Source organism: Rufibacter psychrotolerans, assembly GCF_016924645.1.
Classification (GTDB): Bacteria; Bacteroidota; Bacteroidia; order Cytophagales; family Hymenobacteraceae; genus Nibribacter; species Nibribacter psychrotolerans.
The window spans coordinates 153,723-177,022 of record NZ_JAFFJV010000004.1 but is presented as its reverse complement, the minus strand read 5'-3'; the positions used below and the strand labels follow the sequence as shown (position 1 = coordinate 177,022).

At 54.9% G+C, this 23,300-nt stretch carries 21 protein-coding genes; 8 read left to right on the top strand and 13 right to left on the bottom strand.

The window, feature by feature from the left end; all coding sequences use genetic code 11:
- Window positions 1-53: 53 nt before the first annotated feature.
- The 8 genes from moaA to JT718_RS05205 all read right to left on the bottom strand — a co-directional run bounded on the left by moaA (window position 54) and on the right by JT718_RS05205 (window position 7,861).
- Window positions 54-1,040 (bottom strand): GTP 3',8-cyclase MoaA, encoded by a 987-nt coding sequence (moaA, locus tag JT718_RS05240; protein WP_205500819.1) that lies wholly within the window; start codon window positions 1,038-1,040, stop codon window positions 54-56.
- An 8-nt stretch (window positions 1,041-1,048) separates the two neighbouring features.
- Window positions 1,049-1,459, bottom strand: coding sequence for a molybdenum cofactor biosynthesis protein MoaE (locus tag JT718_RS05235; protein WP_205500818.1), 411 nt, complete (start codon window positions 1,457-1,459; stop codon window positions 1,049-1,051).
- Window positions 1,460-1,469: 10 nt separating this feature from the next.
- Window positions 1,470-1,709 carry a molybdopterin converting factor subunit 1 gene (moaD, locus tag JT718_RS05230; RefSeq protein ID WP_205500817.1) on the bottom strand — a complete coding sequence of 80 codons (240 nt, stop codon included), beginning with the start codon at window positions 1,707-1,709 and terminating at the stop codon, window positions 1,470-1,472.
- A gap of 385 nt (window positions 1,710-2,094) precedes the next feature.
- Window positions 2,095-4,314 (bottom strand): xanthine dehydrogenase family protein molybdopterin-binding subunit, encoded by a 2,220-nt coding sequence (locus tag JT718_RS05225; RefSeq protein ID WP_205500816.1) that lies wholly within the window; start codon window positions 4,312-4,314, stop codon window positions 2,095-2,097.
- Complete coding sequence (locus tag JT718_RS05220) at window positions 4,311-5,303, bottom strand: FAD binding domain-containing protein (RefSeq protein ID WP_205500815.1); 993 nt, start codon at window positions 5,301-5,303, stop codon at window positions 4,311-4,313. The genes JT718_RS05225 and JT718_RS05220 overlap by 4 nt, the downstream gene beginning before the upstream one ends.
- A complete protein-coding gene (locus JT718_RS05215) occupies window positions 5,300-5,827 on the bottom strand; it encodes a (2Fe-2S)-binding protein (RefSeq protein WP_205500814.1) in 528 nt (175 codons plus the stop codon). The genes JT718_RS05220 and JT718_RS05215 overlap by 4 nt, the downstream gene beginning before the upstream one ends.
- Before the next feature lie 273 nt (window positions 5,828-6,100).
- Window positions 6,101-6,703: a nucleotidyltransferase family protein gene (locus JT718_RS05210; RefSeq protein WP_205500813.1), complete on the bottom strand. Its 603-nt coding sequence runs from the start codon at window positions 6,701-6,703 to the stop codon at window positions 6,101-6,103.
- 3 nt (window positions 6,704-6,706) lie between these two features.
- Complete coding sequence (locus tag JT718_RS05205; protein WP_205500812.1) at window positions 6,707-7,861, bottom strand: XdhC family protein; 1,155 nt, start codon at window positions 7,859-7,861, stop codon at window positions 6,707-6,709.
- Window positions 7,862-8,381: 520 nt separating this feature from the next.
- On the opposite strand from JT718_RS05205, the gene JT718_RS05200 reads away from it, so the two are divergent.
- The 5 genes from JT718_RS05200 to JT718_RS05180 all read left to right on the top strand — a co-directional run bounded on the left by JT718_RS05200 (window position 8,382) and on the right by JT718_RS05180 (window position 14,464).
- The gene (locus JT718_RS05200) at window positions 8,382-9,677 is read left to right on the top strand and encodes a sensor histidine kinase (protein WP_240336937.1); all 1,296 of its coding nucleotides are present in this window, start codon (window positions 8,382-8,384) and stop codon (window positions 9,675-9,677) included.
- 39 nt (window positions 9,678-9,716) lie between these two features.
- Complete coding sequence (locus JT718_RS05195; protein WP_205500810.1) at window positions 9,717-10,094, top strand: response regulator; 378 nt, start codon at window positions 9,717-9,719, stop codon at window positions 10,092-10,094.
- Window positions 10,094-11,137 (top strand): adenylate/guanylate cyclase domain-containing protein, encoded by a 1,044-nt coding sequence (locus JT718_RS05190; RefSeq protein ID WP_205500809.1) that lies wholly within the window; start codon window positions 10,094-10,096, stop codon window positions 11,135-11,137. The genes JT718_RS05195 and JT718_RS05190 overlap by 1 nt, the downstream gene beginning before the upstream one ends.
- 164 nt (window positions 11,138-11,301) lie before the next feature.
- A complete protein-coding gene (locus JT718_RS05185; RefSeq protein ID WP_205500808.1) occupies window positions 11,302-14,034 on the top strand; it encodes a hypothetical protein in 2,733 nt (910 codons plus the stop codon).
- Window positions 14,021-14,464: a Crp/Fnr family transcriptional regulator gene (locus tag JT718_RS05180; protein WP_205500807.1), complete on the top strand. Its 444-nt coding sequence runs from the start codon at window positions 14,021-14,023 to the stop codon at window positions 14,462-14,464. The genes JT718_RS05185 and JT718_RS05180 overlap by 14 nt, the downstream gene beginning before the upstream one ends.
- Here JT718_RS05180 and JT718_RS05175 read toward each other — a convergent pair.
- From JT718_RS05175 to JT718_RS05155, 5 genes are all read right to left on the bottom strand, one after another.
- Complete coding sequence (locus tag JT718_RS05175; RefSeq protein ID WP_205500806.1) at window positions 14,451-15,050, bottom strand: HD domain-containing protein; 600 nt, start codon at window positions 15,048-15,050, stop codon at window positions 14,451-14,453. The two genes, JT718_RS05180 and JT718_RS05175, sit on opposite strands and share 14 nt — an antisense overlap.
- A 158-nt stretch (window positions 15,051-15,208) precedes the next feature.
- Window positions 15,209-15,670, bottom strand: a complete 462-nt coding sequence (locus tag JT718_RS05170; RefSeq protein WP_205500805.1) for a hypothetical protein — start codon at window positions 15,668-15,670, stop codon at window positions 15,209-15,211.
- 165 nt (window positions 15,671-15,835) lie between these two features.
- Entirely contained in the window at window positions 15,836-16,285 is a 450-nt protein-coding gene (locus JT718_RS05165) for a hypothetical protein (protein WP_205500804.1), read from the bottom strand.
- Window positions 16,286-16,608: 323 nt separating this feature from the next.
- The gene (locus JT718_RS05160) at window positions 16,609-16,800 is read right to left on the bottom strand and encodes a cold-shock protein (RefSeq protein ID WP_205500803.1); all 192 of its coding nucleotides are present in this window, start codon (window positions 16,798-16,800) and stop codon (window positions 16,609-16,611) included.
- A gap of 194 nt (window positions 16,801-16,994) precedes the next feature.
- Entirely contained in the window at window positions 16,995-19,721 is a 2,727-nt protein-coding gene (locus tag JT718_RS05155) for a S8 family peptidase (protein ID WP_205500802.1), read from the bottom strand.
- Window positions 19,722-20,708: 987 nt separating this feature from the next.
- On the opposite strand from JT718_RS05155, the gene JT718_RS05150 reads away from it, so the two are divergent.
- The 3 genes from JT718_RS05150 (at window position 20,709) to paaE (ending at window position 23,186) form a co-directional block, all read left to right on the top strand.
- Entirely contained in the window at window positions 20,709-21,224 is a 516-nt protein-coding gene (locus JT718_RS05150; RefSeq protein WP_205500801.1) for a hypothetical protein, read from the top strand.
- A 261-nt stretch (window positions 21,225-21,485) separates the two neighbouring features.
- Window positions 21,486-22,070: a TetR/AcrR family transcriptional regulator gene (locus JT718_RS05145; protein WP_205500800.1), complete on the top strand. Its 585-nt coding sequence runs from the start codon at window positions 21,486-21,488 to the stop codon at window positions 22,068-22,070.
- Between the two features lie 39 nt (window positions 22,071-22,109).
- Complete coding sequence (gene paaE, locus JT718_RS05140) at window positions 22,110-23,186, top strand: 1,2-phenylacetyl-CoA epoxidase subunit PaaE (protein WP_205500799.1); 1,077 nt, start codon at window positions 22,110-22,112, stop codon at window positions 23,184-23,186.
- Window positions 23,187-23,300: the final 114 nt, after the last annotated feature.

The following is a 23,300-nucleotide window of genomic DNA, read 5'->3' as shown; positions in this document are numbered from 1 at the left end:
ATAGCGTAGTTTTGGGAAACCGGGCCTAAAACAAATTTTGGTTACTCTTCAGATCAGCCGCCCAGCAGCGACATAGAGGCGTGCCAGGCATGGCTTGCTTCGGCCGCGAAACCGTCTTTCTCGCGCTGGCTTACCGCATCCAGGATTTCCTGCTCTATTTGTTCCTGGGAAAAGCCCAGCCGCAGCAGATCGCGCAGGTTGGTAGCCGGAGGACCGTACAGGCAGGTGCGCAACTCGCCGGTGGCCCCCAACCGGATTCGGTTGCAGGTACCGCAAAAGGTTCTGCTGAACGAGGGAATGATCCCGAACGTGCCTTCATAGCCCGGCACCCGGTAGTTCACCGAGGTAGAGGAAGGGGCATTGGGCAGTTGCTCCAGCACGGGGTAATGGGCGTTAAGGTGCGCGTAAATCTTACGGTAGCTCCACTGCGGCGTCTGGAAGGTCTCGGTGCCGTTGAAAGGCATTTCCTCCAGGAAGCGCACGGCCAGAGGGTAATCCTTGGTAAGCTCCACAAAGGGCACCAGGTCCTGGATGTTCTTGCCCTCGGCCACCACGCAGTTAAGTTTCACCTCAAACCCGCTTTCCAGCAACTGGAAAATACAGGCGTACACCGCCTCAAAGCTGTCGCGGCGGGTGATCTGGTGGAATCGCTCGCGGTCCAGGGAATCCAGGCTGATGTTGATTTTCCTGATTCCGATTTCCTTCAGCGCCTGTATGTGCTTCTTTGACAGCGTGCCGTTGGTGGTAATGGTGATTTCCTCCAGGCCGGGTATCTGGCTTAGTTTTCGTAAAAAAGGGATAATCCCGGCCCGTACAAACGGCTCGCCGCCCGTTATCCTGATCTTGTTCACGCCCAAGCTGCAGAAAAGCGCCGAGAGCTGGTACAGTTCCTCAAACGACAACAGTTCCTGGCGCGCGGCAAAATCCATTCCTTCCTCTGGCATGCAGTAATAGCACCGGAAGTTGCACCGGTCAGTGACCGAGAGCCGCAGGTACGTTAATTGCCGGCCGTATTTATCTATCAACAAGGGTTTGCTCATGGTTGGCATTAGGGGTGGGCATTAACCCAAACGCTGTTGTCCTGGTAATATTCTTTCTTCCAGATGGGAACGGTTTTCTTCAGCTCGTCAATCAGGAACCGGCAGGCGGTAAAGGCGGCATCGCGGTGCGCTGAGGCCACGCCAATGATCACCACCGGCTCGCCCACCAGTTTCTCGCCCACGGCGTGCAGCATCACCAGTTTCTCAATGGGCCACTGCTGTTGGGCCGCCCTGGCTATTTTCTGCATTTCCTTCAGGGCCATGGGCGCGTAGGCCTCAAAGACCAGTTTCGTTACTTCCTTGCCTTGGGCGTGGTTTCTAACGGTGCCAATGAAAATATCAATGCCGCCGGCGCCGGGAGATTGCAGGGAATGGTAGGCTTCTGTGACATCAACCTCTTCAACTAGTTTAATCAGCATGGTGTAAAAATTAACCTCCGCTCACCGGTGGAATCAGCGCCACTTCCTGCCCGGATTGTAAGGGTTGATCATCGTCGGCATACTCGCTGTCTACGGCAACGGCCAGCGAACTAAGTTTACCCATGGCCGGGTATTGGCCCGCCAGCCAGGCTTTCAGTTGGCCCACCGTCTGGATTGTTTCCTCAGGTTTAATTTTCAAGGTGCCGCTCCCTACTATCTCTCTTGTGATCCCAAACAGCAGGATTTCCATATTCTATACTCTAAGATGTACCGGTCAAGCCGCTCATGCAGGCAGTCCGGTGCTAAAACTACTTCTCTTTTTCCCTTGAACCAAAAGTAAGGTCAATTGAATGAACAACTCTGTAGAAGTAAGGTCAATTGAATTTACGGATTATATAAAGAATTGAGAAAATTAGCACCGGAAGCCTGGTTCATGCACCTACGGAAAAGCAGGGTTGGTGTTGCTTAAGGGTTACTTGGTTAGATGAAGCTTTAGTATGCTTGGCATGAGTCAAGTTGCTATAATGGAATAAGTTATCATTTGAAGTTTTCTGATTCATCTTCCAAGCCTCTGATAGAGAAAGAACCCGTTTCTCTACTGCTTTTCATAAAACAGCAGAAAAATAGGTAACGGGTTACATAAGCATGTCTAAGGTAATGGGAAGTCTTCTGATCCGTTTGCCGGTGGCATGAAAGACCGCATTGGCAATGGCCGGGGCCACGCTCACAATCCCAATTTCACCCAAACCTTTGGCACCCAGGGGATTCACTATTTCGTCCTTCTCCTCCACAAAAATGACATCGGTCTCAGGAATGTCGGCGTTCACGGGCAGATGGTATTTGTCCAGGTCATGGTTGATGAAGCGGCCCAGGTGGTTGTCCATGACGGTGTGCTCCTCCAAGGCGCACCCAATGCCCCATACGGTGCCGCCCAGAATCTGGCTGCGGGCCGTTTTGGGGTTGATGATTTTACCACCGGCAATGGCGCTCACCAGCCGGGTAACTTTCACGGTGCCCAGATCTTCGTCTACCTGAACTTCGGCAAAGGTGGCCGAATGAGAGTAGCTGGAGTATTTCTGCTGCTCTTTGGCGGGTTTGGCAGACACTTTCGCTTCCAAGGGTTTCCCTTCATTCAGCGCCAATACCTCCAGCAGAAGGACAGACTGAGCCGGAGCCTGGGACAGGAACATGCGGCCGTTCGCAAAAGAAACCTCTTCTGGTTTGGCGTCTTTGAAGATCTCATGCCCACTTTTCTGTGCCACTTTCAGGAATTCTTCCTGTAGTTTCTCGCATACCTGCTTTACCGCCGATCCTACCGAGGAAACGGTCCAGGAACCGCCTTCCAGGGGAGATTTAGGTAACGAAGAATCACCTAGTTTAAAGGAGACATCCTCAATGGGCAATCCCATGGTTTCAGCGGCAATCTGGGTCATGACGGTGTAGGTTCCGGTGCCAATGTCGGCGGTGGCGCAGCTTACCTCTAGTTTTCCCTCTGGCGAAAGCACTGCCTTGGCGGCGGCTTCCTTCTGCTTGGCTTCCCAGCCCCCGTGGGCCATTCCCCAGCCTATGAGCTGATGCCCTTTCTTCATTGACCGAGGCTCCATTTTCCGGTTGGCCCACCCAAACCGCTCCGCACCCTGACGGTAGCACTCTTTTAGTTCCTTGCTGGAGAAGGGCTTGCCTTCGTTCAAATCAGTGTCGGTGTAGTTCTTCAACCGGAACTCCATGGGGTCCAGGCCAGCTTTGTAGGCCATCTCATCTATGGCAATCTCCAGGGCAAAGGTGCCGGTGGTGCCGCCGGGAGCCCGCATGTCTAAGGGAGTGTACACATCCAAGCTCACCAGTTGGTGGCTCACCTGCACGTTGTCGCAGTGGTAAAGCACGCCGGGCCAAATGACCACGTCTTCGTTGTAATCCTCAAACGTGGAAGTCTCCCCGAAGGCATTGTGCTGAATGGCCTGCAGCTTTCCGTCTGGGGAGGCTCCCATGGCGATGCGCTGGGCGGTGGTAGGCCGATGCCCAAACGAAAACATCTGTTGCCGGGTGAGCACCACTTTCACCGGTCTTTTCAGTTCCCGGGCAGCCAACACCGCCAAAAACAGCTGGTACTGTGGCCGAAGCCCCGACCCGAATGCACCGCCCACGAACGGAGAATAGACCTGCACCTTTTCCTTAGGTACTCCAAAAGCATTGGAGATGTATTCCTGGCTGTTCTGCACTCCCTGTATTTTGTCATAGATGATGAGGGAGCCGTCTTCCTGCCAGATAGCAATGGAAGCGTGCATTTCCATGGGGTTATGGTGCTGCGCCGTATGCGAGTAGACTTCCTCCAGTTGTAGCTCTGCCGCGGCAAACGCCTGCTCGGCATCGCCCCGCGGGTCTGGTGGGGGCGTGGATTTATACTTTTTAGGTTTATAGGCATTGGATATGTTCGCCTCAAAATCCGTGGAATGAGGCTCACGTTCGTATTCCACTTTCACCAGCAGGGCGGCGTAACGGGCCAGTTCAAAGGTTTCTGCTACCACCAGCGCAATGGGCTGCATGCTAAACAGAATCTTGTCACTGTTGAGCGGCCGGAACGGGGAGCCCGGCGGCGAGTCCTCGTCCTGGTAGTGCTTGTCCAGCCAGGTGTAGCCGGGGCGGTTTTCATGGGTAAATACCTCCAGCACCCCCTCCAAAGCCAGCGCCTCAGAGGTGTCTATGCTTTTAATTCTGCCTTTGGCAATGGCGCTGTTCACCACCACCCCGTGCGCTAGATTAGGTACGTCAAACTCGGCGGCGTACTTGGCGGTGCCCGTTACTTTGGCGTGGCCGTCTACCCGGTTGGCGGGTTTGCCTGTATAGTTCTCTTTCATGATGTCGGTTCCATTTTGGTAGCTTGTTCCAGGGCCCGCACAATGGCGCGCTTGGCTAATTCTACTTTAAAGGTGTTGTCGCCGTAGCCTTTGGCTCCCAGCAAGTAGGCCTCGGCTACCCGCCGGAAGTTTTCTGTTGTCACTTCCTTTCCCTGCAGAAAGGCTTCGGCTTCGGGCACTCGCCACGGTTTGTGCGCCACCCCGCCCAAGGCAATGCGGGCTTTTTTGATGGTAGAACCCTCCAGGTCCAGCGCCGCCGCTACCGAAACCAAAGCAAACGCGTAAGACGCGCGGTCTCTCAATTTCAGATAGGTGTAGTGCTGGGCAAAACCCTGGGCGGGAAGGTCAATGGCGGTGATGATCTCGTCGGGCTGCAGGTTGGAGTCCAGGTGCGGGGTGTCACCGGGCAGGCGATGGAACTCCGCAAAAGGAATGGTTCTTTCGCCCTGTGGCCCTTTCACCCGTACGGTAGCTTCCAGCGCCGCCAAGGCAACGCACATATCCGATGGGTGGGTGGCAATGCAATGCTCACTGGTACCCAGGATGGCTAAATCACGGTTATAGCCTTTGATGGCCGAGCAGCCCGAGCCAGGCTCCCGCTTGTTGCACGGGGTCTGGGTATCATAAAAGTAGTAGCAGCGGGTGCGTTGCAGCAGGTTGCCGCCATTGGTAGCCATGTTGCGCAACTGGGCGGTGGCCCCCGCCAGAATAGCGTGCGACAGCAGCGGGTACCGGGATTCTACCAGTTCATGGTAGGCGGTATCGGCATTGGTGACCAGGGCGCCCAAGCGTAGGCCACCCTCTTCGGTTTCTTCAATGGTATTGAGGGCTATTTTGGTGATGTCTACCAGGTGGCTCGGGCTCATGACATCAATCTTCATCAAGTCCAGCAGGTTGGTGCCGCCGGCTATGAATTTGGCCCCTTCGGCGGAAACTTCCTGTACGGCGGTGTCCACGTCCTGTACCTGGGTAAAGGTGAATGGTCTCATAGTCCGGTTCTCCTTTCCAGAGCTTCCTGCGCCACTTGAACAATGTTGGCGTAAGCCCCGCATCTGCAGATATTTCCGCTCATCAGGTCTTTGATGTCCTCCAGGGTTTTGGCCTTGCCTTCGTTCACCAACCCAATAACCGAGCAGATCTGACCCGGAGTGCAGTAGCCACACTGGAACGCATCATGTTCAATGAAGGCTTGCTGTACCGGGTGCAACTCTCCGTCTTTGGCAAGCCCCTCCACGGTAGTGATTTCCTTGCCTTCCTGCATTACTGCCAAGGTTAGGCAGGAATTAATCCGTTTGCCGTCCAGCAGGATGGTGCAGGCGCCGCATTGCCCATGGTCGCAGCCTTTTTTGGTACCGGTAAGGTGAAGGTATTCGCGCAAGGCATCCAGCACGGAGGTCCAGGGAGCCAGTTGTAGTTGGTGTTTGGTGCCGTTCACCGTAAGGGTGACCGTACGGGTTTGGGGGAGGGTAGGCCGGGTGACTTCCGCGGTGCCCACCGCATTTTCTTTGTTCATGGAGCTTCTGGTTGAACAGGTAAAACTTCCTTTTGTAGCCAACCGCTTGGCTGATGGATAGATAAACCCCACGAACGAATTAACGCTGCTCCAACTTCACCAGCAGGAAGATGCCTGCTTCCAATCCTGATGGTACGGGTGACATTGAATTTAAGTTAGAGCGCGGTAAGTATTTATACGATAAGCCAAAAAGGAAGAACCCGTTTCGAGCCTGTTTTCAGCAAAACAGGTACTAAACGGGTTCACTTAAATCAAACAAGAAGGAACCAGGTTTTACTCGTTTTCCTCTATCTGCTGCAAGGCAGCATAATCAGAAGGGGTGTCTATGTCAATTGCTCCTTTAGGAAAGGGGATTTCAGCGACTTTTTCGGAGTACCGGGCGAGTAGTTTCTTGGCTCCTTCCTGGCCTTTAAGCTGCTGAAGCTCGGGAAAGAGTTCTTTTGTAAAGAGCACCGGTGCTCCCAGGGTATCCTGGTAAGAACAAGCCACCATTGACTTGCCGGTTTCTGCCTGCGTCTGTATCATCTTATTCAGGAGGGATGCCTCCACAAACGGCTGGTCAGAAAGCAGGAAGATGACTGCTTCCAGTTCAGGCTCTTTTCTGAGGGCCTCGGTTAAGCCCACCCGGATTGAGGAAGCCATGCCTTCGGCCCAACCTGGATTGTGTATGAAGGGAACCTCTGAGGGTTCCAAGGTAGGCTGTATCTGTTCTGCATTAGCTCCTAATACCACAACCACCAGGCACTGTTCAGCATCAACGGCTGCTTCAATGGTCCGCTGCAACAAAGTCTGGCCCTGAAAGGTAAGCTGCTGCTTTGCTTGACCTAACCTGGAGGAAGCCCCTGCGGCTAAGATGATTATACCGGTTTTCGCCATAAGCTAGGAGAGGAGAGCTGCCGGTTTGTCCTGAACAGAACCGGAATGAATGCTTTGCTGTCTTTCCCGCAAATATCCTCCCATACGGTTACTGAACACGGCTTTGATCTCGGCCAACACTGATAAGGCAATTTCTTCTGAGGTTTCCGCCCCAAGGTCCAGTCCGGTAGGGCCGTAGAGGATCTTCCTTTGCTCTTCTGTAAGCGGAGTGCCTGTTTCCTGTAGTTCGTCTAATAATCGTTCCAGCTTCTTTTTAGGCCCCAGCACCCCAATGTATGGGGGGTGAAGCGTGAGCAGGTTCCGGAGCATGGCCAGGTCATAGTTGTAGTTATGCGTCATGAGCAGAAAGGCGGTTCTATGGTCAATCTGCACCTGCTCCAGCACCTGATCTGGTTTGGAAATAAGCACCTTTTGCGCGGAGGGAAAGCGCTCAGGGGTGGCGTAATTAGCCCGACCGTCTACCACGGAGGTATGCCAGCCCAAGATTTGCGCCATGTGCACCAGGGGCATCACATCGTTTCCCGCCCCGCACACTACCAGCGAGATAGAGGGAGGAAGATACTCAATGAAACCTGTCAATTCATGCTCAGCGGGGAAGGTCTGGAACGAGGAAGCGCCCTGCTCCAGCGCTTCCTGAGCATGTTGCAGCATCTTTGAGTTTAACTCAACCGAAGGGGCGCTGCCCATTTGTACACCATCCTCGGTTAAAAACAGGCAGGTGCCGGGCTGGTGCCCCCGGCGATTCTCCAGCGAGAAAAGGGTTACTAGCACGCCGCTTCTTCTCTGGGAAACCAGGTGCTGCAGGAAAAACATCGGGTTGTTGGGGTCCTGCGGGTCTATGGGTTCAATCAAGATATGAATGATGCCGTTACAGCCCAAACCCACGCCCAGTTTGGAGTCATCGTCATCCATGGTGTCATACTTCACCAAACTGGGGGTGCCTTGCACCATGGCCAGGCGGGCTTTGCGCAGGGCATCGCCTTCCAGGCAGCCTCCGCTGATGGCTCCGGTCAGATGTCCTTCCTCAGACACCAGCATGCGGGCGCCGGGTCGGCGGTAAGAGGAGCCTTCTACGTGCACCACCGTGGCCAGGGCCGTTTTCAGGCCGTTTTTCTGATGTTGGTGGTAAGCGGTAACAATTTCCTGTAGTTCTTTCATAAGCAAAAGCATTGGCCTCCTGCCGCCAGACTAAAGATGGGGCAAGTGAAAGGGGTAACGCGGTCGGAGCGGACTGCCAGGGAATCAGATTCCGGTAGTTGACCAGTCGTGTGTTCTGACTCATCCCATCGGTCGGGCTCACCCGGGACTCCCGCGCCCAACTCTCCACCAAAAATAGGAATGCTTCCCCACACTACGAACAATTTGGGCGCGGGAGTAGCCTTCCTGCCTATTTCTTGTTAAATTTTGCAGTGGATCTGGGCGTGCGGCGCCTCAAGTACTCATTATTTTTTAAGTTCAGGCACCTTTGATGAAAGAAAAGCCGCTTTGCAACGACTAAATAGACGAAAGTACTATATAGGGTTTTTCTAATAACATTACCTTTGCCCTGTGTAATCATTGTACCCAACCATACGCATCACCCAGGTACCAACCAGCCCTAGCCATGCATGTTTTCTCTTTTGTAGCTGCTTTCCTGCTTTTAAGGCGATTACGGAAATTCGCCCTGAATACGCCCTCCATGACCAACCAATGGGAGCCCCTCCTCAACGTGGTCAGTTGGGCCACCATTGGTATTTTCCTGCTGGTCACCAACCTGCTGGGCGAGGTGCTCACCGACCTGGTGGCCGGCTTTTACCTGGGCGGCATCTTGCTGGTGGCCTTCCGCGAACCCCAGTTCAGCCCCACCCGCCCATTGCTGCAGGCCTTCTACCCGTTTGCGTTTGTGGTGCTCACCCTGGGAATAGTGCAGCTGGTGGCCAAGGACTACTACCAGGAGTGGGACGACTACTACAACATGGCTCTGGTGGCGTCTTTCATCTACATCTTCGCGGCCTGGGCCAACTACAACAAAGGCCAGAAGGAAATTGAGAAAGAGCGCGAGAAGCGCCTGTTTGAGGAAGAGCAGAAGAAACTCATCTCCATCAAGAAATCTGAGCTGGAAGTTCTGGTGGCTTCACGCACCGCGGAGCTGACCATGCAGAAAGAAGAGCTACAGCAGACCGTGAAAGAGCTGCAGTCTACCCAGGCGCAGCTGATTCAGCAGGAAAAGCTGGCCTCCTTGGGCGAGCTCACCGCCGGCATTGCCCATGAGATCCAGAACCCGCTCAATTTTGTCAATAACTTCTCTGAGGTAAGCATTGAGCTGCTGGACGAACTCAAGGAAGGCCCCCTGAAGCACTTGCCCGCCGAGGAGCAGGAGTACGCCGCCGAGATCATCAGTGACCTGACCCAAAACCTGGAGAAGATCACCCATCACGGCAAGCGCGCCGACTCCATCGTGAAGGGCATGCTCCAGCACTCGCGCGCCAGCACCGGCCAGAAAGAACCCATTGACCTGAACGCCCTGGCCGAGGAGTACCTGCGCCTGTCTTACCATGGGCTGCGGGCCAAGGACAAATCGTTCAACGCCTCGCTCAAGACAGATTTTGACACCTCTATTGCGCAGGTGGCCGTGGTGCCGCAAGACATGGGCCGCGTGTTCCTCAACATGTTCAACAATGCCTTCTACTCAGTGGCGCAGAAGAAGAAAAACCTCAACGGCACCTTTGAGCCCACCGTGCAGGTGAGCACCCGCAAGTTGGCCGATGCCGTGGAGATCACAGTGCGCGACAATGGCCTGGGGGTGCCGCAGCAGGTGCTGGACAAGATCTACCAGCCCTTTTTCACCACCAAGCCCACCGGCGAGGGAACCGGCCTGGGGCTGTCGCTCAGCTATGACATCATCACCAAAGGGCACGGTGGCGACCTCAAGGTAAACTCAGAGGAAGGCCAGTATGCCGAATTTATTATCAATATTCCTTTAGTTAACAGCTAGAAACCCATAATTTACTCACCAAATTCAATCCAGCGGTCCATGCATATTTTAGTGGTAGACGACGAGGCCGATGTGCAGCCTTTGTTTTTGCAGCGTTTCAGGCGGGAAATCAGGAGCGGGGAGCTCAATTTTGCCTTTGCCCTCTCGGGCGAGGAGGCCCTCTCGTATCTGGCCCAGCACCCGTCCCGGGTGGTCCTGATCCTGTCTGACATTAACATGCCGGGCATGAGCGGAATAGAGTTGCTGCAGACCATCCGGCAAGACCACAACACGCCCCCGCCGGTGGTCATGATGGTCACCGCCTATGACGACGAGGAAAACTACCGGCAGGCCATGCAGCAAGGCGCCAACGATTTCCTCACCAAACCGCTGGATTTCTCAGTACTGAAAGATAAACTCAAAACCGTGGCAGAGTAATGGCGAAGATTTTAGTAGTAGATGATGAAGCGGATTTAGAGTTGCTCATCAAGCAGAAGTTCCGGCGCAAGATCAGGGAGAACCGCTACGAGTTTGTGTTCGCCCAGAACGGGGCCGAGGCCCTGGAGAAAGTGCACGAACACCCGGACCTGGACGTGATCCTCTCGGACATCAACATGCCCGTGATGGACGGGCTCACCCTGCTCAGCAAGTTGCCAGACGCCAACCCCATCCTCAAAGCGGTCATCGTGTCGGCCTACGGCGACATGGAGAACATCCGGCTGGCCATGAACCGGGGGGCATTTGACTTTGTGTGCAAGCCCGTGAACTTTGAGGACCTGGAGGTGACCATGGACAAAACCGTGCAGCACGTGACCCAGCTGCGCGAGACCGTGCGGGCCATCAAGGAAAACAACATCCTGAAGATGTACGTGGACGAGAACGTGCTCAATTTCATGACCCACCAGGAGTTTGAGAACAGCCTGCTGCAGAACGAGTCTATTGAGGGCACGGTCATGTTCATTGACATCTGCGGGTTCACGTCCATCACGGAGCACGTGTCGGCCAACGCGGTGGTGCACCTCATCAACCAGTTCTTTGACCTCATGGTGAAGGAGATCATTGACCAGGGCGGTCACATTGACAAGTTCATGGGCGATGCCGTGATGGCGGTTTTTAGGGGCGAGTACCACATGGACCGCGCCATTGACGCCGCCCTAGCCGTGCGCGAGAAGATCAAGCACATTGACAAGATCTCCTTTGAGGAAACCGAGTTCAGGCCGCAGGTGTCCATCGGCATCAACTCCGGCGAAATGATTTCAGGCAACATCGGGTCGGCCTCGCTGCGGCGCCTGGACTATACCGTCATCGGCGACGCGGTGAACCTGGCGCAGCGCCTGCAATCGGCGGCGCAGCCCAACCAGATCATCATTTCTGAGGCGCTTTACCAGAAAGTGAACGAATCTTTCAAGTGCCAGAAAATAGGGGAGGTGGCCCTGAAGAACAAGACCAACCCGGTTACCATTTACGAGGTGCTGGAGTAGCGTTTCGGGGCTGTTTTCTGGAAAGTGGCCCCAAAACAGCGCCCCGCTCCGGAGTCTTTGTTGGCTCATTTTGAAAGAAGGGAAAGTGCTCCAAAGGTTGTGGCTGGAGATAGGAGGGATGCACGGGGCAGAGGCATAGATAACGAATAGATTAGTAGCTTTTTATGAATAGCAAACTCCATTTGCTGTTGAACATAAAACCTGCCGAAGCCCGGGTGGTGAAGCAGTTGTTTTTAGTACAGTTTTTCCTGGGCATTGCCACCGCTTTTCTGTTTACCTGTACCCTGGCCATGTTCCTGCACACCTTCGCGGCCAAGGACATTCCCCTGGTATACCTGGTCTCGGCGGGACTGCTGCTGGGAGCCAACGCCTTTTACGCCCGCCTGGAGGCCAGGCTGTCGGCCAAGAAACTCCTCACCACCATTATCTTCTTCTCTGCTTTTTCCATCCTGGTTACCTGGGGCGGCGTGTCGTTCCTGGCGGCCCAATGGGTGCCCTTCGTGCTGTCGGCCTGGAACCTGGTGGTGTACATGCTGGTAGGCTACGCCTTCTGGGGCATGGCCGCCATGATCTTTAACGTGCGCGAAAGCAAGCGGCTCTTCTCGGTGGTGGGCTCCGGAGACATTCCGGCCAAGCTCATGGGCTACACGGCCGTTTCGGTCCTGGCGCCTCTGCTGGGGGTGGAGAACCTGCTGTGGTTTTCCGTTGGTGCCTTTGTGCTGGCGTACTACTTCCTGCGCAGGTTCCACCATGCCGTCATTGAAGGCCACGCACCTGAGGGACATGGGCACGGGCACGAACATGAGGCGGCGCACGGGGCTCCGGCTTCGTTTATTGCCCGGTATTTCCAAAACCGGTTGATTTTCTTCATCACGCTGTTCTCGCTGCTGGCCTTTACCGTGTACGCGCTCATTGACTACACCCTCCTGGCCGAGGTAAAATCAAGGTTCACCAGCAGCCCAGACCTGGCTACCTTCATTGGGGTATTCTTCGCGGTGGGCAGGGTGTTGGCCCTGGGCATTAAACTCCTGTTCAGCAGCCGGGTCATCAGCCGGTTAGGCCTGGCCAACTCCCTGCTGATTGCACCGGTGGTGCTCCTGGTGATCAGCGCCCTGTTGCTGTTGCCCGGTGAAAGCGAGCGCATGATTCTCTACACCTTTGGGGTGATGGTACTGCTCTCTGAGGTGCTCAAATCGGCGGTGCAGGAGCCGGCGTTCTTTGTGCTGTTCCAACCCCTGGACCCGCACTCCCGGTTAAAAGGGCACCTGATCTCCAAGGGCTACACCATGCCGGTGGCTCTTTTTATCACGGGTGCGTTTCTGGGAATATACAAGTACTTCAACGGCGGTATTTCCATTGTTACGGTATGCCAGGTCCTGGTAGTGCTGCTCGCCGGCTGGATCACCACCGTGTTTCTGATCAAGAAAGAATACCTGAACACGCTCATCCAGGCCCTCAAGAAAGGCTACTTTACCGGCTCTGAGCTGTTCCTCACCGATGAACCCGTGCGCAACGTGCTGCTGGGCAAACTGGAGAGCGCAAACCCCAAGGAAGTGATCCTGGCCCTGGAACTGCTGGAGCGCTCGGGGTACCGGAACCTGGAAAAACGCCTGTTGCCCCTGCTGCACAGCTCTTCTGAGGTAATCAGGAGGTACGTGCTGAGCCGGGTGACCGAACTGAAACTCGCCAGCGCTTTCCCCTTGATTGAAAAGGCTCTGGCGGATGCTCCTGCGGGCGCATCGGGCGCTGAGCTGGTGCAGGCGTATTACCTGCTTGCCCCCACGCTCCAAACGGTGCCCCCAAATGCCTCGCTGGACCTCCGCAAAGCCGCCCTGCTGGGCTTGTCGCGCAGAACTGAGCCGGAAGCGCAGCAGCAGGTGCTGATTCAGGTAGAGGCTATGACCCGGCAGAACAAATTAGCTGCCCTGGACATGATGGCCAAAGCGCCGCACCCCGCCTATGAACCCCTGCTCCAGTCCCTTCTGCAAGACCCTGCCCCCGCCGTGTACAAACAGGCCATTGAAACCGTAGGCAAAGCAAAGGCGAGCCCACTGCTTTCCTCCATGCTGGCAGTCGTGCAAACCCACCAGGCAACCTATTCGCTGCAGCAAGCCATTCTGGCCTGGGGCGATGACTTCTTCCAGCCCAGCCACCTGCCCGCCAACCTGCCGGCCGACTTGGCACCGCTGCTTATAAAAGTTGCCGGTAAGGTGAAGGGGGAGCACTCTTCCCAGTTTCTGGAAAGACAACTGGCCCTGAGCAACCAGGATGCCGTGCTGGAAGCCCTCTGGAGCAAGAAAGACCCGCTGGATGCCGAGGCGCAGCCCTTGGTAGTGGAATGGCTGCGCCGCAAGATGGAACAGAGTGGGCAGAAGGCCCTTTACTGCCAAAACCTGCTGCAAGCGGCCGAGCTGCCCCTGTTGAGCGAAGCCCTGGCCTCTGAGCTGAAGCATGACCTGCAGAAAATGATGAAGGCCCTGGCCCTGATGTACGACCGGCCGGGCATAACCCGCGTGATGGACCTGCTGGCCCTGGGCGCCCCCGACAAAGTAGCCAACGCCATTGAAATGCTGGAGCAGCTGATTCCCAAGCGGTACTTCCTGCCGCTGGAGGGGCTGCTGGATTTTCAGCTGGACCAGGAAAAGAGCCTGCTGCCCCTGGTGGAGAAAAGGCGCTGGGAGCCCAGCCAGATTATTCGGGACATTGTCACGCAAAACCCCGCGGGCTGCTCCACCTGGACCCGGTCGGTGGCCTGCTATTGCATGCTGCAAATGCCCGCCAGCGGCCTGCACCAGGTACTTTCCACGGTACCAGCAGCGCAGGAAAGTGCCCTGTTTGAAGAAACCAGACAGTTTGTTTTAGCCCAGCTTACCCCATCTGCACATGTTATTAATTGAAAAAGTCCTTACCCTGCACGCCTCCCGCATCTTCCATGACACTCCTGAAGCCGACCTGGTGGAACTGGCCGGCGCCCTGGAAGAACAGTACCTGGAGGCCGGCAGCCAGATCTTCGCCAAAGGCGACCACGGCGACAGCATGTACTTCGTGTACAAGGGAAAAGTAAGGATCCATGACGAGGACCACACGTTTGCCGTGCTGGAGGAAAACGAGATTCTGGGCGAGCTGTCAATCCTGGACGGAGAGCCCCGCTCGGCCAGCGCCACCGCCCTGGAAGAAACCATTCTCCTCAAGCTGGAGCAGGAGCCCTTTTACCAGATCATGATCTCCAATGCCGAGGTGCTGAAAGGCATCCTGAAAACCCTTTGCCGCCGCCTGCGCCAGATGGACCAAAAACTGGTAGAGACCAACACGCCTAGCGCTGAGTAATCCCCTCCGCCCTGAGGTTGGTTAGGTGCTGCTGCTTTTGCGTTTCGCGGTTGTTTTTTGAGAAACGGGTAAAATACCGGTGGCTTTCCAGGAAACGGAGCTGCACCCGGTGCCAGTCTGCCTCCTCCTGCACTATGCCGTAGTGCAGAAACTCCTGGTAGAGGGTAGCGCCAATCTCGTAAAAATCGGGGCGGCCCAGGTAATCCAGGTCGGCATCGCAGAGGATTTCCTGTAGTTTAGTTTGGGGCGCCTGGGGCACTTTGGTGGCCATGATGAGGCAGCACACCGTTTCAATTTCCTGGGGCGTAAACCCAAAGCCGGGCAGCTCCTGCCGGGCCAGAGCACAGCTGCTTTCCTCGTGCTGCTGGTAAGTGAGTAAAAATCCGGTGTCGTGGTACAGGGCTGCCGTTTTCAGCAAAAGGAGTTCCTGCTCCGCGGTGATGCCTTCGGCCTGAGCAATGCAGGTGGCCTGCTGCAGCACGTCCAGGGTGTGGTGCACGCCGTGGTAGGTGAGGTGGGGGGCTAAACCGGCGCGGAGTTTCTCTACTACATGCTGTTGCAGCTGCTCAAAGCTTATGGAGGGCATACCAAGGGTCAATTCAGAGCCTTAAAGCTACTAAAATGATTGCAGGAGGCCATAAGGCGCAAGCCCTTGCGCGGCGGTTTGGAGCTTCTTTTTAGAAAAGCCCCTGAAAACGGGTTGGCTCTGCTAACGCAGGGAATCAAATGCGAAGGCGCCGGCCGTTACTCCTCGTCTTCCTGGTCCTGCGGCTGGATGCCCGGCGGATTGAACAGGCCCCACCGGTCCACGATGAAGTTCCACTGGTCAAAGCTCTGGACCCACTCAATGAACAGGTGGCGGTATTCCTCCACGGCTTCCCGGAGCAGGGTAAGGTAATAGCCGTCCTTAAACCCGAACATCTCCAGGCTGGTACAGTGCGAGAGCAGGTCCCGGGCGGCTTTCCGGATGAGGGCGGCGTTCTCCATGCGCAGGTCGTAGAGATCGGCGGCTTCGGCGCTGGCCACTTTCACGGTAAGGTAGGTGGCATCCAGCAGCATGTCCTGCTTGAGGGCGAACAGAATCTCTTCTTCCTCCTCAATCAGGTCGCCAATGGTTTCGGTCAGCGCCATGATCTCGCGGCCTTTCTGGTACAGCAGGAGCTGCTCTGGAACGGTGAAATCTTCGTTGTCGTGGGGAGGAAGCATGGGCAGGGCTTTTTATAAATATACAGAAATAAACCGGAAGATTACCATCTAAGCGGGCTTTTGTTCTATGCGCACCTGCCGTGCCGGACGAGTCTTGCCAGTGATTCTTATTTTTAAAGCCGATTTCTGAAAAACAGGCCCGAAACCCTGCGCCTGCCCCGGGCATCAGCCCAGTTCCTGTACTTTCTGGGTGATCTCCTCAATCACGAGCCCCACCCACTGGGCGGCTACTTCGTCCAGCTCGCTGGTGGACCAGGGTTCCAGGTAAGGCTTTTCCAGCCACTGGGTGTTCTTGTCGGGGCCCACGGTGTAGGAAGTGTACTCCAGGTTGAAGACCAGGTCCTTGCTCAGGTCAAACGTGTGCCGACCGCCCGCCTGAAAGCCGTTGAGCCGCAGCCGCAGGCCCATGAGCGGCACGTTACCGTTCTCCAGGCTGAGTTCCTGGTCGGAGGCCATTTGCCGGTCCCGGGACCAGGTGTCCACGATCTTCTCCAACCCGAAATCATCAAACAGGGGCGTCACATCGGTCAGGTCGGCGTAGATGCGCTCAGCCAACTGGGGCAGTACTTTATTGTAGAGGTGCAGGAGGGCTTCTTTGTCTTTGGTGTGTGGCACGGTCTTAAACTAAAAAGTAATAAAGGCGCTTTGCCCGCTGCCCACCCGATCAATTACGCGGGCAGGTGCGCCGGACAAGCCCCTGCAAAGGTACTGCACCTCCCCCTGTTTTGCCTTCTTTTCTGCGAAAACACTTCTAAAACGCTACTGGCAAAAGTTTGGCCGACAGTAGCCAGCGGCGGATCCATGCTTTGGAGCGTTGCTCCCCGAAAGCGCCGTTTTTGCCCAGTTTATGGGAAAGTGGGCCAGAAACCAGCCTCTAAGGCACAAAAAAAAGCCTTGCCGAGGGGCAAGGCTTTAATCCAATGTCTTTATAGAAAAGACTAAGCGAGTTTAACGTTTACTGCGTTCAGCCCTTTTTTACCTTCTTTCAGCTCAAAAGTAACTTCGTCGTTTTCTCTGATCTCGTCAACCAGGCCAGTTACGTGTACAAAGTACTCTTGGTTTGAATTGCTGTCTTTAATGAAACCGAATCCTTTTTCGGTGTTAAAGAATTTTACTTTACCGTTGTTCATGATGTTTTTAATTATAAAAGGTACTACTAAGAAAGTAAAAAAAACGTTCAATGTCACCTTAAAATAGTAAAAAAATTTTCCTGATTCAGTACTTACTACAAGCAACATCGGTGTCTTTCCGTATTTATACGTGCTTAGAAAGTAAAAAATCGACCTTCTTTGCTAAGAAGGTCGATTTTACAAGCTTGGGTGATTTACCTGGTCAGGACCATTTTGTGGCTGATCTCCTTGCCTTTGGTGGTCACCTTGTACAAGTAGGTGCCGGTGGGCAGGTTTCCGGCGTTAAAAGGAACGGTGTACGTGCCCGCGGCTTTCTCCCCGGCCACCAGAGTTCGTACTTTGCCGCCCCGCAGGTTGTACACCTCTACCGTCACAAAGCCGTCCTCTTCCAGGAAGTAGGAGATGGTGGTGCTGCCCGTAAATGGGTTAGGGTAGGCGTGGTGCTGGGCTTTCTGCTGGACAGGCAGGCCCAGGGCGGCGGCGGTGGTGGTTACCGGTTCGGTGGCGGCATTCCAGCTGGTATGGGTGCGGGTAATGATCACCGCAAACTCGGCGCGGGTTACGTCTTGCAGGGGCTTAAAAGTGGCCTGTAGCTTAGGGAACAGGTCAAACGGACCCTGGGTAACCGAGTAGAAGGCGTTGATCAGGTTCAGGTCCAGCGCCAGGCTCACGTACCCCTCCAAGCCGGCCGGAATGGAAGCCGCATCGCCAATGGGGTAGGACTTGCCCTCTACCGTCACGGTGACCGGTTTCCCGTTGCGCTGTAGCGCATACTCCTGATACCCGAGGGCCTGCACCAGCGAGTAGGCCAGCTGCGCCCGGTTCACGTTCCCGTTGGGGTTGAACTTACCGGTAGAGGCGGGCAGCATCACGCCGTTGTACGCGTGCATCCGGTCACGAAGGGCGGCCCCTTTGGCCATCACCGACTCGGCCAGCAGCAACTGAGCGCCGCTCACGTCGCCCACCGAAGCAGAGCCCGTGGTAGGCACAAACTGACGGATTCCCTGGCCCATCATCAGGTAATCGGCTAAGTGGATCCGTTTCAGGGCGTCATTGGGCTTGTAGCCGGTGGCCAGGGCATCTACCAACCGTGTTCCCACGGCTATTTTAATGGCAGCCTCTGCCGCATGCCCGGCAATGTCCGCCAGGCCCGAGGTGCCGGTGGTCTGGGTACGGAGGAGGGTCCCGCTGATGGTCTCGGGCAAGGCCAGGCCATTGAGTCCTTCGGCCTTTAAGGTCCAGGTTCCGGGCTCGGGAGAGGCGACAGCCATGCCCCGGTCAAAATACAGCGCGAAGGCCACCGGAATGCCCGAGCGGTACTCTTGCCCGCTGGGTGAGAGCAGGATGAGGTTCACCGGATTGCCGGTAAGGCCCAGGAGACCGGTGGCGTTGAATTTAGCTTCCAGGCTGTTGGTGCCGGGCGCCACCTGGAAGGTCATCTGGTTGCCGGCCGTAATGATGGGGTTGAAGTTGAGGGAGAAGGGCTCTGACTGGGTTGTGGTGTTCACCGTGGCGTTGAACTTTCTGGTGTAGTTCAGGTAGGCCCCAAACGAGGTGCTGCGGCAAATATGGTCCACGGCGGCATAGGCGTTCACGTAACCGGCTCCCACTTCCCAGGAGGCGTGACCCGGCATATTGGTGGCCGTTTTCTGCAGGATCTCCTTCACCAGCCCGGGAGTAAGGCTTGGATTGGCCTCCAGCATAAGGGCCACCACCCCCGCCACGTGCGGAGTGGCCATGGAAGTACCGCTCATGTGGGTATAGAAGGGGAGGTGGGCCGGCTCCAGCAGCTCCGCGTCCATTTGAATGGAGAGGGAAGCCACCGGCGCAACGGCCCGGGTAGATACCACGTCTACTCCGGGGGCCACAAGGGTGGGCCGGTTCTCATAGCTCCAGGTTTCGCCCTCCAGGGTAAAGGTGCCCCCTTCGCCTTTCACGCCGCGCGAGGAGAAATCGGCTAGTTTCCCGTATTTGTCGCCGGCTCCCACCGAGATCACCCAGGGGGCAATGGCATAAGGGTTGTGGGTGTCTGAGCTGGGCCCGTCGTTTCCGGCCGCAAATACCGAAACTATGCCCAAATCATACGCTTTCTTGGAGGCGACGTTCACCGGGTCGGCCGGGTCAAAGTCGCCGCTGGTGCCCCAGGAGTTGCTGATGACCCTGATGCCGTACTGGTACTGGTGGGTGAGGGCGTAATCATACCCGCCCAGGGCATCCAGGATGAACAGCGCGCCGCCTGAGCCATAGCCTATAAGGGTGGCGCCCGGCGCCGCACCGGCATAAAGCCCGTTGGACCTGGCTCCGTTTCCGCCCACTGTTCCGGCGCAGTGCGTACCGTGTCCGGAGTTAGTATCCGTGTTAGGCACGTTCTCAAGGTACGTGACCGGCAGCAGCGAGGAGAGGGCCGCCAGGTTGGTGGAGCCTAGCACGTTCTGTACCAGGTGGGTGCCCAGTTTGATATCCTCATGGGTGCCGTCAACCCCGCTGTCGTTGATCATGACGCCCACGCCCTTGCCAGAGACCGGAACGCCTTTGTTCCGGGCGATGAGGGTGGGGTCTTTCCGGAGCCGGTTTACCCCCGTAATGTGCGTGCCATTGCTGTTGAAGTACCGTAACCGCTTGTTCAGGTAAATGGAGCGCACGTAAGGGCTCTTGGCCAGGGCCTGCACCTGCGCCGGCGTAGCCAGCACGCCCGTGATGGGCAGGTTCCGGAAAGACAGGCCCCTGGTGACGCCCAGCGATTGTAACAGCTGCAGGTGCAAAGGACTGGGTGCCCCCTCCCCGTTGAAAGTGACCACCACCTGCAAAGGGGCAGTAGCGGTCTGTAAGGCCTGTACCAATTGGTTGTCAATGACCGCCTGGCCTGCCACGCGGCTTCCCAGAAGGAAAGCAACCACGAAGACACTTAAGATTCTCTTCATAAGGTTTTTGGGTAGAAGTTTTACATAGGTTTGTTAGGTGTTAAATGGGGGACGGGTAAATAGGAAAGCGTACTCCGGAAGAGGCAGAACCCCATTGCCGGATTCTGATTCTTTCATGGCTCCCTCTCAGCAGTTGTGCAGCAGGAGAGGAGCCGTTAAGCAATGAAAAGGTTGAGGAAAGAGGCTGGTACTGCAATTTTATCCTCTGTAGCGCGGAACTCCCTGAAAGGTTGTGGAAACTTTATGTTAAGCAATAACTATAACTTTTTACAGAGAGAGTTGTACTTAGGTATAGCTTATCAGAATCTTATTTCAGATGCTCTTTGAGAGCAGCAGCATGGGGCAATTTTGGAGGTAATGCATCAAAAAGAGTGCAAAAACAAATCAACAACTAACGTGTGTTAGTAACTTCATTGCCTTCCTTCACCCACCCTAAAAGTTTTAATTGCACCAGGTAGTTGCGGCAGATTTCACCCTTTAAACAAGGCTGATGGAGCAAATCAGTTAAGGATCTTCCACACGCAGCAATCATATCAACTGAAGAAGCCCCTCAATATTAAACATTCAGTCTCTGCCTAGACTTCGAATAGAGGGTAACCTATGCTTACAGAAAACCGACCTGCCTGGAAGACATCTGCTATTTACAATGGCTTTCACTCCTCATTTCGTCTCATCTAATGATAATACCATTCAAGCTCTTTACGAGGCTCATAGCTGCTCTTACTATAGCGTTTACTACAGAGCATTGTATAAATATTAGATTATTTAGATATATCGTCGTTGATTGGATTCTCGGAAGTTCTTCAATTTGATGCTTCTTTTTCATCAAACATGCAATTTTGTTGATGCTGCCGCGCAGTAGGTCTATGAGAAAGGAGGAAACTTTGAATAGGGGCAAACTAATTTCCTGGTCTGGTTACTACGGAGTTGTTGCAGATTCTACTTAGGTCTTTTACCTTCGTGGCAGAAAATCCACCTGAACCCTTTATGAGAAAAGTTTTACTGTCAGCCTTATTCCTGGCTCCGTTGTTAGCGGCGGCCCAAAATGTTAAAAAACACAGTTCCCCCCAGCCAACCAAAGACGTGAACATCCTGGATGTGACGGCTAACAAGACCACCATCATTGCCTATGAAACCCCGAAAGAATTACAGGCTAAGATCCAGCGGGAGGCCCGGGCCAAGAAATGGAACGAAGCCACCAGAAAAGAGGAACTGGCCAAAGTGCCCGGTGGGGGAGTGCTGCTGGTAGACATCTCCCGGTACACCGTAGCCTCCGTTGATGCCAAGCTGTTCACCATTCTGGTGCTGGATGCCAATGGCCAGGAGAAAATGAGAACCAAGATCAACGACGGCGTAGTGGCCCCAACCATTGTAGCGGGTGTCTCCGCTTTCAAGACCTCGGGGAAACTGGTGCTAGACCAACCCCTGAAGACCGGCGAGGTTGTGTGCGTGCTGGACGAGAAAGAAAACAAGCGCTACGAGTTCCTGGTCAAGAACGACTAATCGGCACGTGGTGCCCAGTCTTGAAGATCCCTTCGGTTCGCTGAGCCGGGGGGATCTTTGTTTTACGGCTGTTTTGTCCGTTTTAGCCCTAAAGCAGCGTGCACTGCTGTTTCAAAATAGGATGTAAAAACAGGTAACGTTAAAAATTCAAACGAACATTTGATTTATTAGCCGCGTTTCCGTATACTTGTTTAAGCAAGCCTTAAAAGGGTGCTGGCTGTGTAATACAATCCAAACCTGTTTTGGGGCTGTTTTTCGGGAATGATCAAGAAAAAGAAAGACATACGCCGGGAGTTTATCATTGGGGAAGCCGCCAAACTATTCAAGCAAAAGGGCTACGGCGGAACCTCCATGCGGGACTTGGCCGAGCAGGTGGGCCTTGATGCCGCCAGCATGTACCATTACATAAAGTCCAAAGACGAGATTCTGCAGGGCATCTGTTTTGACATCGCCAACACCTATGTGTCTCAACTCACTGAGATCGAGAATGCAACTCAGAGTTATTCCCAGAAGCTAAAGGCTTTGGTGCGGCTGCATATTCATCTGATGACCACCAAAGGACCTGAAGTATCGGTGGCGAACAATGAATGGAAGTCTTTGTCTCCGGAGGCCTTAACGGAGTTTAAAAGTTTGAGGAGCCAGTATGAGAAAAGATTGGCGGCATTGATTGAAGCTGGCGCAGAGGCTGGGGAGTTCCAGCAGGTGAACACTTCCGTAGCCTTGTTTACGCTGCTTTCAGCCATCAGGTGGGTGGAGCTTTGGTGGAAACCGGACAGGGGCATCACCACCGAAGAACTTGAAAACTCCATCTTAACCATCTTATTCCAGGGGCTGGAGAAAAAATAGGCAGTCCCTAATCCAGCGTTTAGTCCTTGTTTTCAGTAAATGAGCAGATTTCATAAAGTAAGAATAAAGAACATCCACCGGGAAACGCACGACAGCGTGACCGTTACCTTAGACGTGCCCGAGGAGTTAAAAGACACCTTCCGCTACACGCAAGGCCAATACCTCACGTTCCGGCGGCACCACAACGGCGAAGAGCTCCGGCGTTCCTACTCCATCTGTTCCAGTCCGCTGGAAAACGAGTGGAAAGTGGCCATTAAGAAAGTGCCAGAGGGGCGTTTCTCTTCCTTTGCCAATGAGGCACTGCAGCCCGGCGAGGAACTGGAGGTGATGCCCCCCATGGGCAAGTTCTTTACTCCCTTGCACCCAGAACAGCAGAAGCAATACCTGATGGTGGCGGCCGGCAGCGGCATCACGCCCATTCTCTCCATCATCAAAACCGTGCTGCTCGCCGAGCCGAAGAGCCAGGTGCTGTTGCTCTATGGCAACCGCGGCCGCAACACCATCATGTTCAAGGAAGAGATAGAAGGGCTGAAGAACAAGTTCCTGGATCGGTTCAGTCTGTACCACATCCTCAGCCGGGAGCACGGCGACACCGAGCTGCTGTTCGGCCGCATTGACAAACCCAAAACCCAGCTGTTCCTGCAGAAGATCATCAGACCCGAGGAAATTGACGAGTGCTTTATCTGCGGACCCGAGGAAATGATCTTCGGGGCGAAGGAAGCTCTGGAGGAAGCCGGGGTGCCTCAGGAGCGCATCCATTTTGAGCTGTTCACTACCGGTGAGAGCGAGAAAGCCGCCGCGCAGCGCAAAGAGCGCCCGGCCGGGGAGGAAGACAAACTGAGCAAGGTGCAGATCAAGCTGGACGGCCACTACCTCAACCTGGAGATGTCGTATTACGGGAACACCATCCTGGATGCCGCCGCCGAAACCGGGGCCGATGTGCCGTATTCCTGTAAAGGTGGCGTCTGCAGCACCTGTCGTGCAAAAGTGCTGGAAGGCCAGGTGGAGATGGACGTGAACTATTCCCTGGAACCCGAGGAAATCGCCGCTGGCTACGTCCTCACCTGTCAGGCCCGGCCCTTAACCGAAAGGGTAGTGGTAGATTTTGACCAATAAAGAAGAGTTATAGCTGCTGCCTCTTCCAAGGCGAGTGGCACGTATATACTAAGGGGAAAACGGTTTTGGGCCTGATTTCTGAAAAACAGCCCCAAAACCGAAGAAAGAAGGAGA

What these genes read in the sequence shown, in the direction of transcription:
- moaA (WP_205500819.1), bottom strand. Translation starts at nt 1,040, where the DNA reads ATGAGCAAACCCTTGTTGATAGATAAATACGGCCGGCAATTAACGTAC.
- JT718_RS05235 (WP_205500818.1), bottom strand. Translation starts at nt 1,459, where the DNA reads ATGCTGATTAAACTAGTTGAAGAGGTTGATGTCACAGAAGCCTACCAT.
- moaD (WP_205500817.1), bottom strand. Translation starts at nt 1,709, where the DNA reads ATGGAAATCCTGCTGTTTGGGATCACAAGAGAGATAGTAGGGAGCGGC.
- JT718_RS05225 (WP_205500816.1), bottom strand. Translation starts at nt 4,314, where the DNA reads ATGAAAGAGAACTATACAGGCAAACCCGCCAACCGGGTAGACGGCCAC.
- JT718_RS05220 (WP_205500815.1), bottom strand. Translation starts at nt 5,303, where the DNA reads ATGAGACCATTCACCTTTACCCAGGTACAGGACGTGGACACCGCCGTA.
- JT718_RS05215 (WP_205500814.1), bottom strand. Translation starts at nt 5,827, where the DNA reads ATGAACAAAGAAAATGCGGTGGGCACCGCGGAAGTCACCCGGCCTACC.
- JT718_RS05210 (WP_205500813.1), bottom strand. Translation starts at nt 6,703, where the DNA reads ATGGCGAAAACCGGTATAATCATCTTAGCCGCAGGGGCTTCCTCCAGG.
- JT718_RS05205 (WP_205500812.1), bottom strand. Translation starts at nt 7,861, where the DNA reads ATGAAAGAACTACAGGAAATTGTTACCGCTTACCACCAACATCAGAAA.
- JT718_RS05200 (WP_240336937.1), top strand. Translation starts at nt 8,382, where the DNA reads ATGACCAACCAATGGGAGCCCCTCCTCAACGTGGTCAGTTGGGCCACC.
- JT718_RS05195 (WP_205500810.1), top strand. Translation starts at nt 9,717, where the DNA reads ATGCATATTTTAGTGGTAGACGACGAGGCCGATGTGCAGCCTTTGTTT.
- JT718_RS05190 (WP_205500809.1), top strand. Translation starts at nt 10,094, where the DNA reads ATGGCGAAGATTTTAGTAGTAGATGATGAAGCGGATTTAGAGTTGCTC.
- JT718_RS05185 (WP_205500808.1), top strand. Translation starts at nt 11,302, where the DNA reads ATGAATAGCAAACTCCATTTGCTGTTGAACATAAAACCTGCCGAAGCC.
- JT718_RS05180 (WP_205500807.1), top strand. Translation starts at nt 14,021, where the DNA reads ATGTTATTAATTGAAAAAGTCCTTACCCTGCACGCCTCCCGCATCTTC.
- JT718_RS05175 (WP_205500806.1), bottom strand. Translation starts at nt 15,050, where the DNA reads ATGCCCTCCATAAGCTTTGAGCAGCTGCAACAGCATGTAGTAGAGAAA.
- JT718_RS05170 (WP_205500805.1), bottom strand. Translation starts at nt 15,670, where the DNA reads ATGCTTCCTCCCCACGACAACGAAGATTTCACCGTTCCAGAGCAGCTC.
- JT718_RS05160 (WP_205500803.1), bottom strand. Translation starts at nt 16,800, where the DNA reads ATGAACAACGGTAAAGTAAAATTCTTTAACACCGAAAAAGGATTCGGT.
- JT718_RS05155 (WP_205500802.1), bottom strand. Translation starts at nt 19,721, where the DNA reads ATGAAGAGAATCTTAAGTGTCTTCGTGGTTGCTTTCCTTCTGGGAAGC.
- JT718_RS05150 (WP_205500801.1), top strand. Translation starts at nt 20,709, where the DNA reads ATGAGAAAAGTTTTACTGTCAGCCTTATTCCTGGCTCCGTTGTTAGCG.
- JT718_RS05145 (WP_205500800.1), top strand. Translation starts at nt 21,486, where the DNA reads ATGATCAAGAAAAAGAAAGACATACGCCGGGAGTTTATCATTGGGGAA.
- paaE (WP_205500799.1), top strand. Translation starts at nt 22,110, where the DNA reads ATGAGCAGATTTCATAAAGTAAGAATAAAGAACATCCACCGGGAAACG.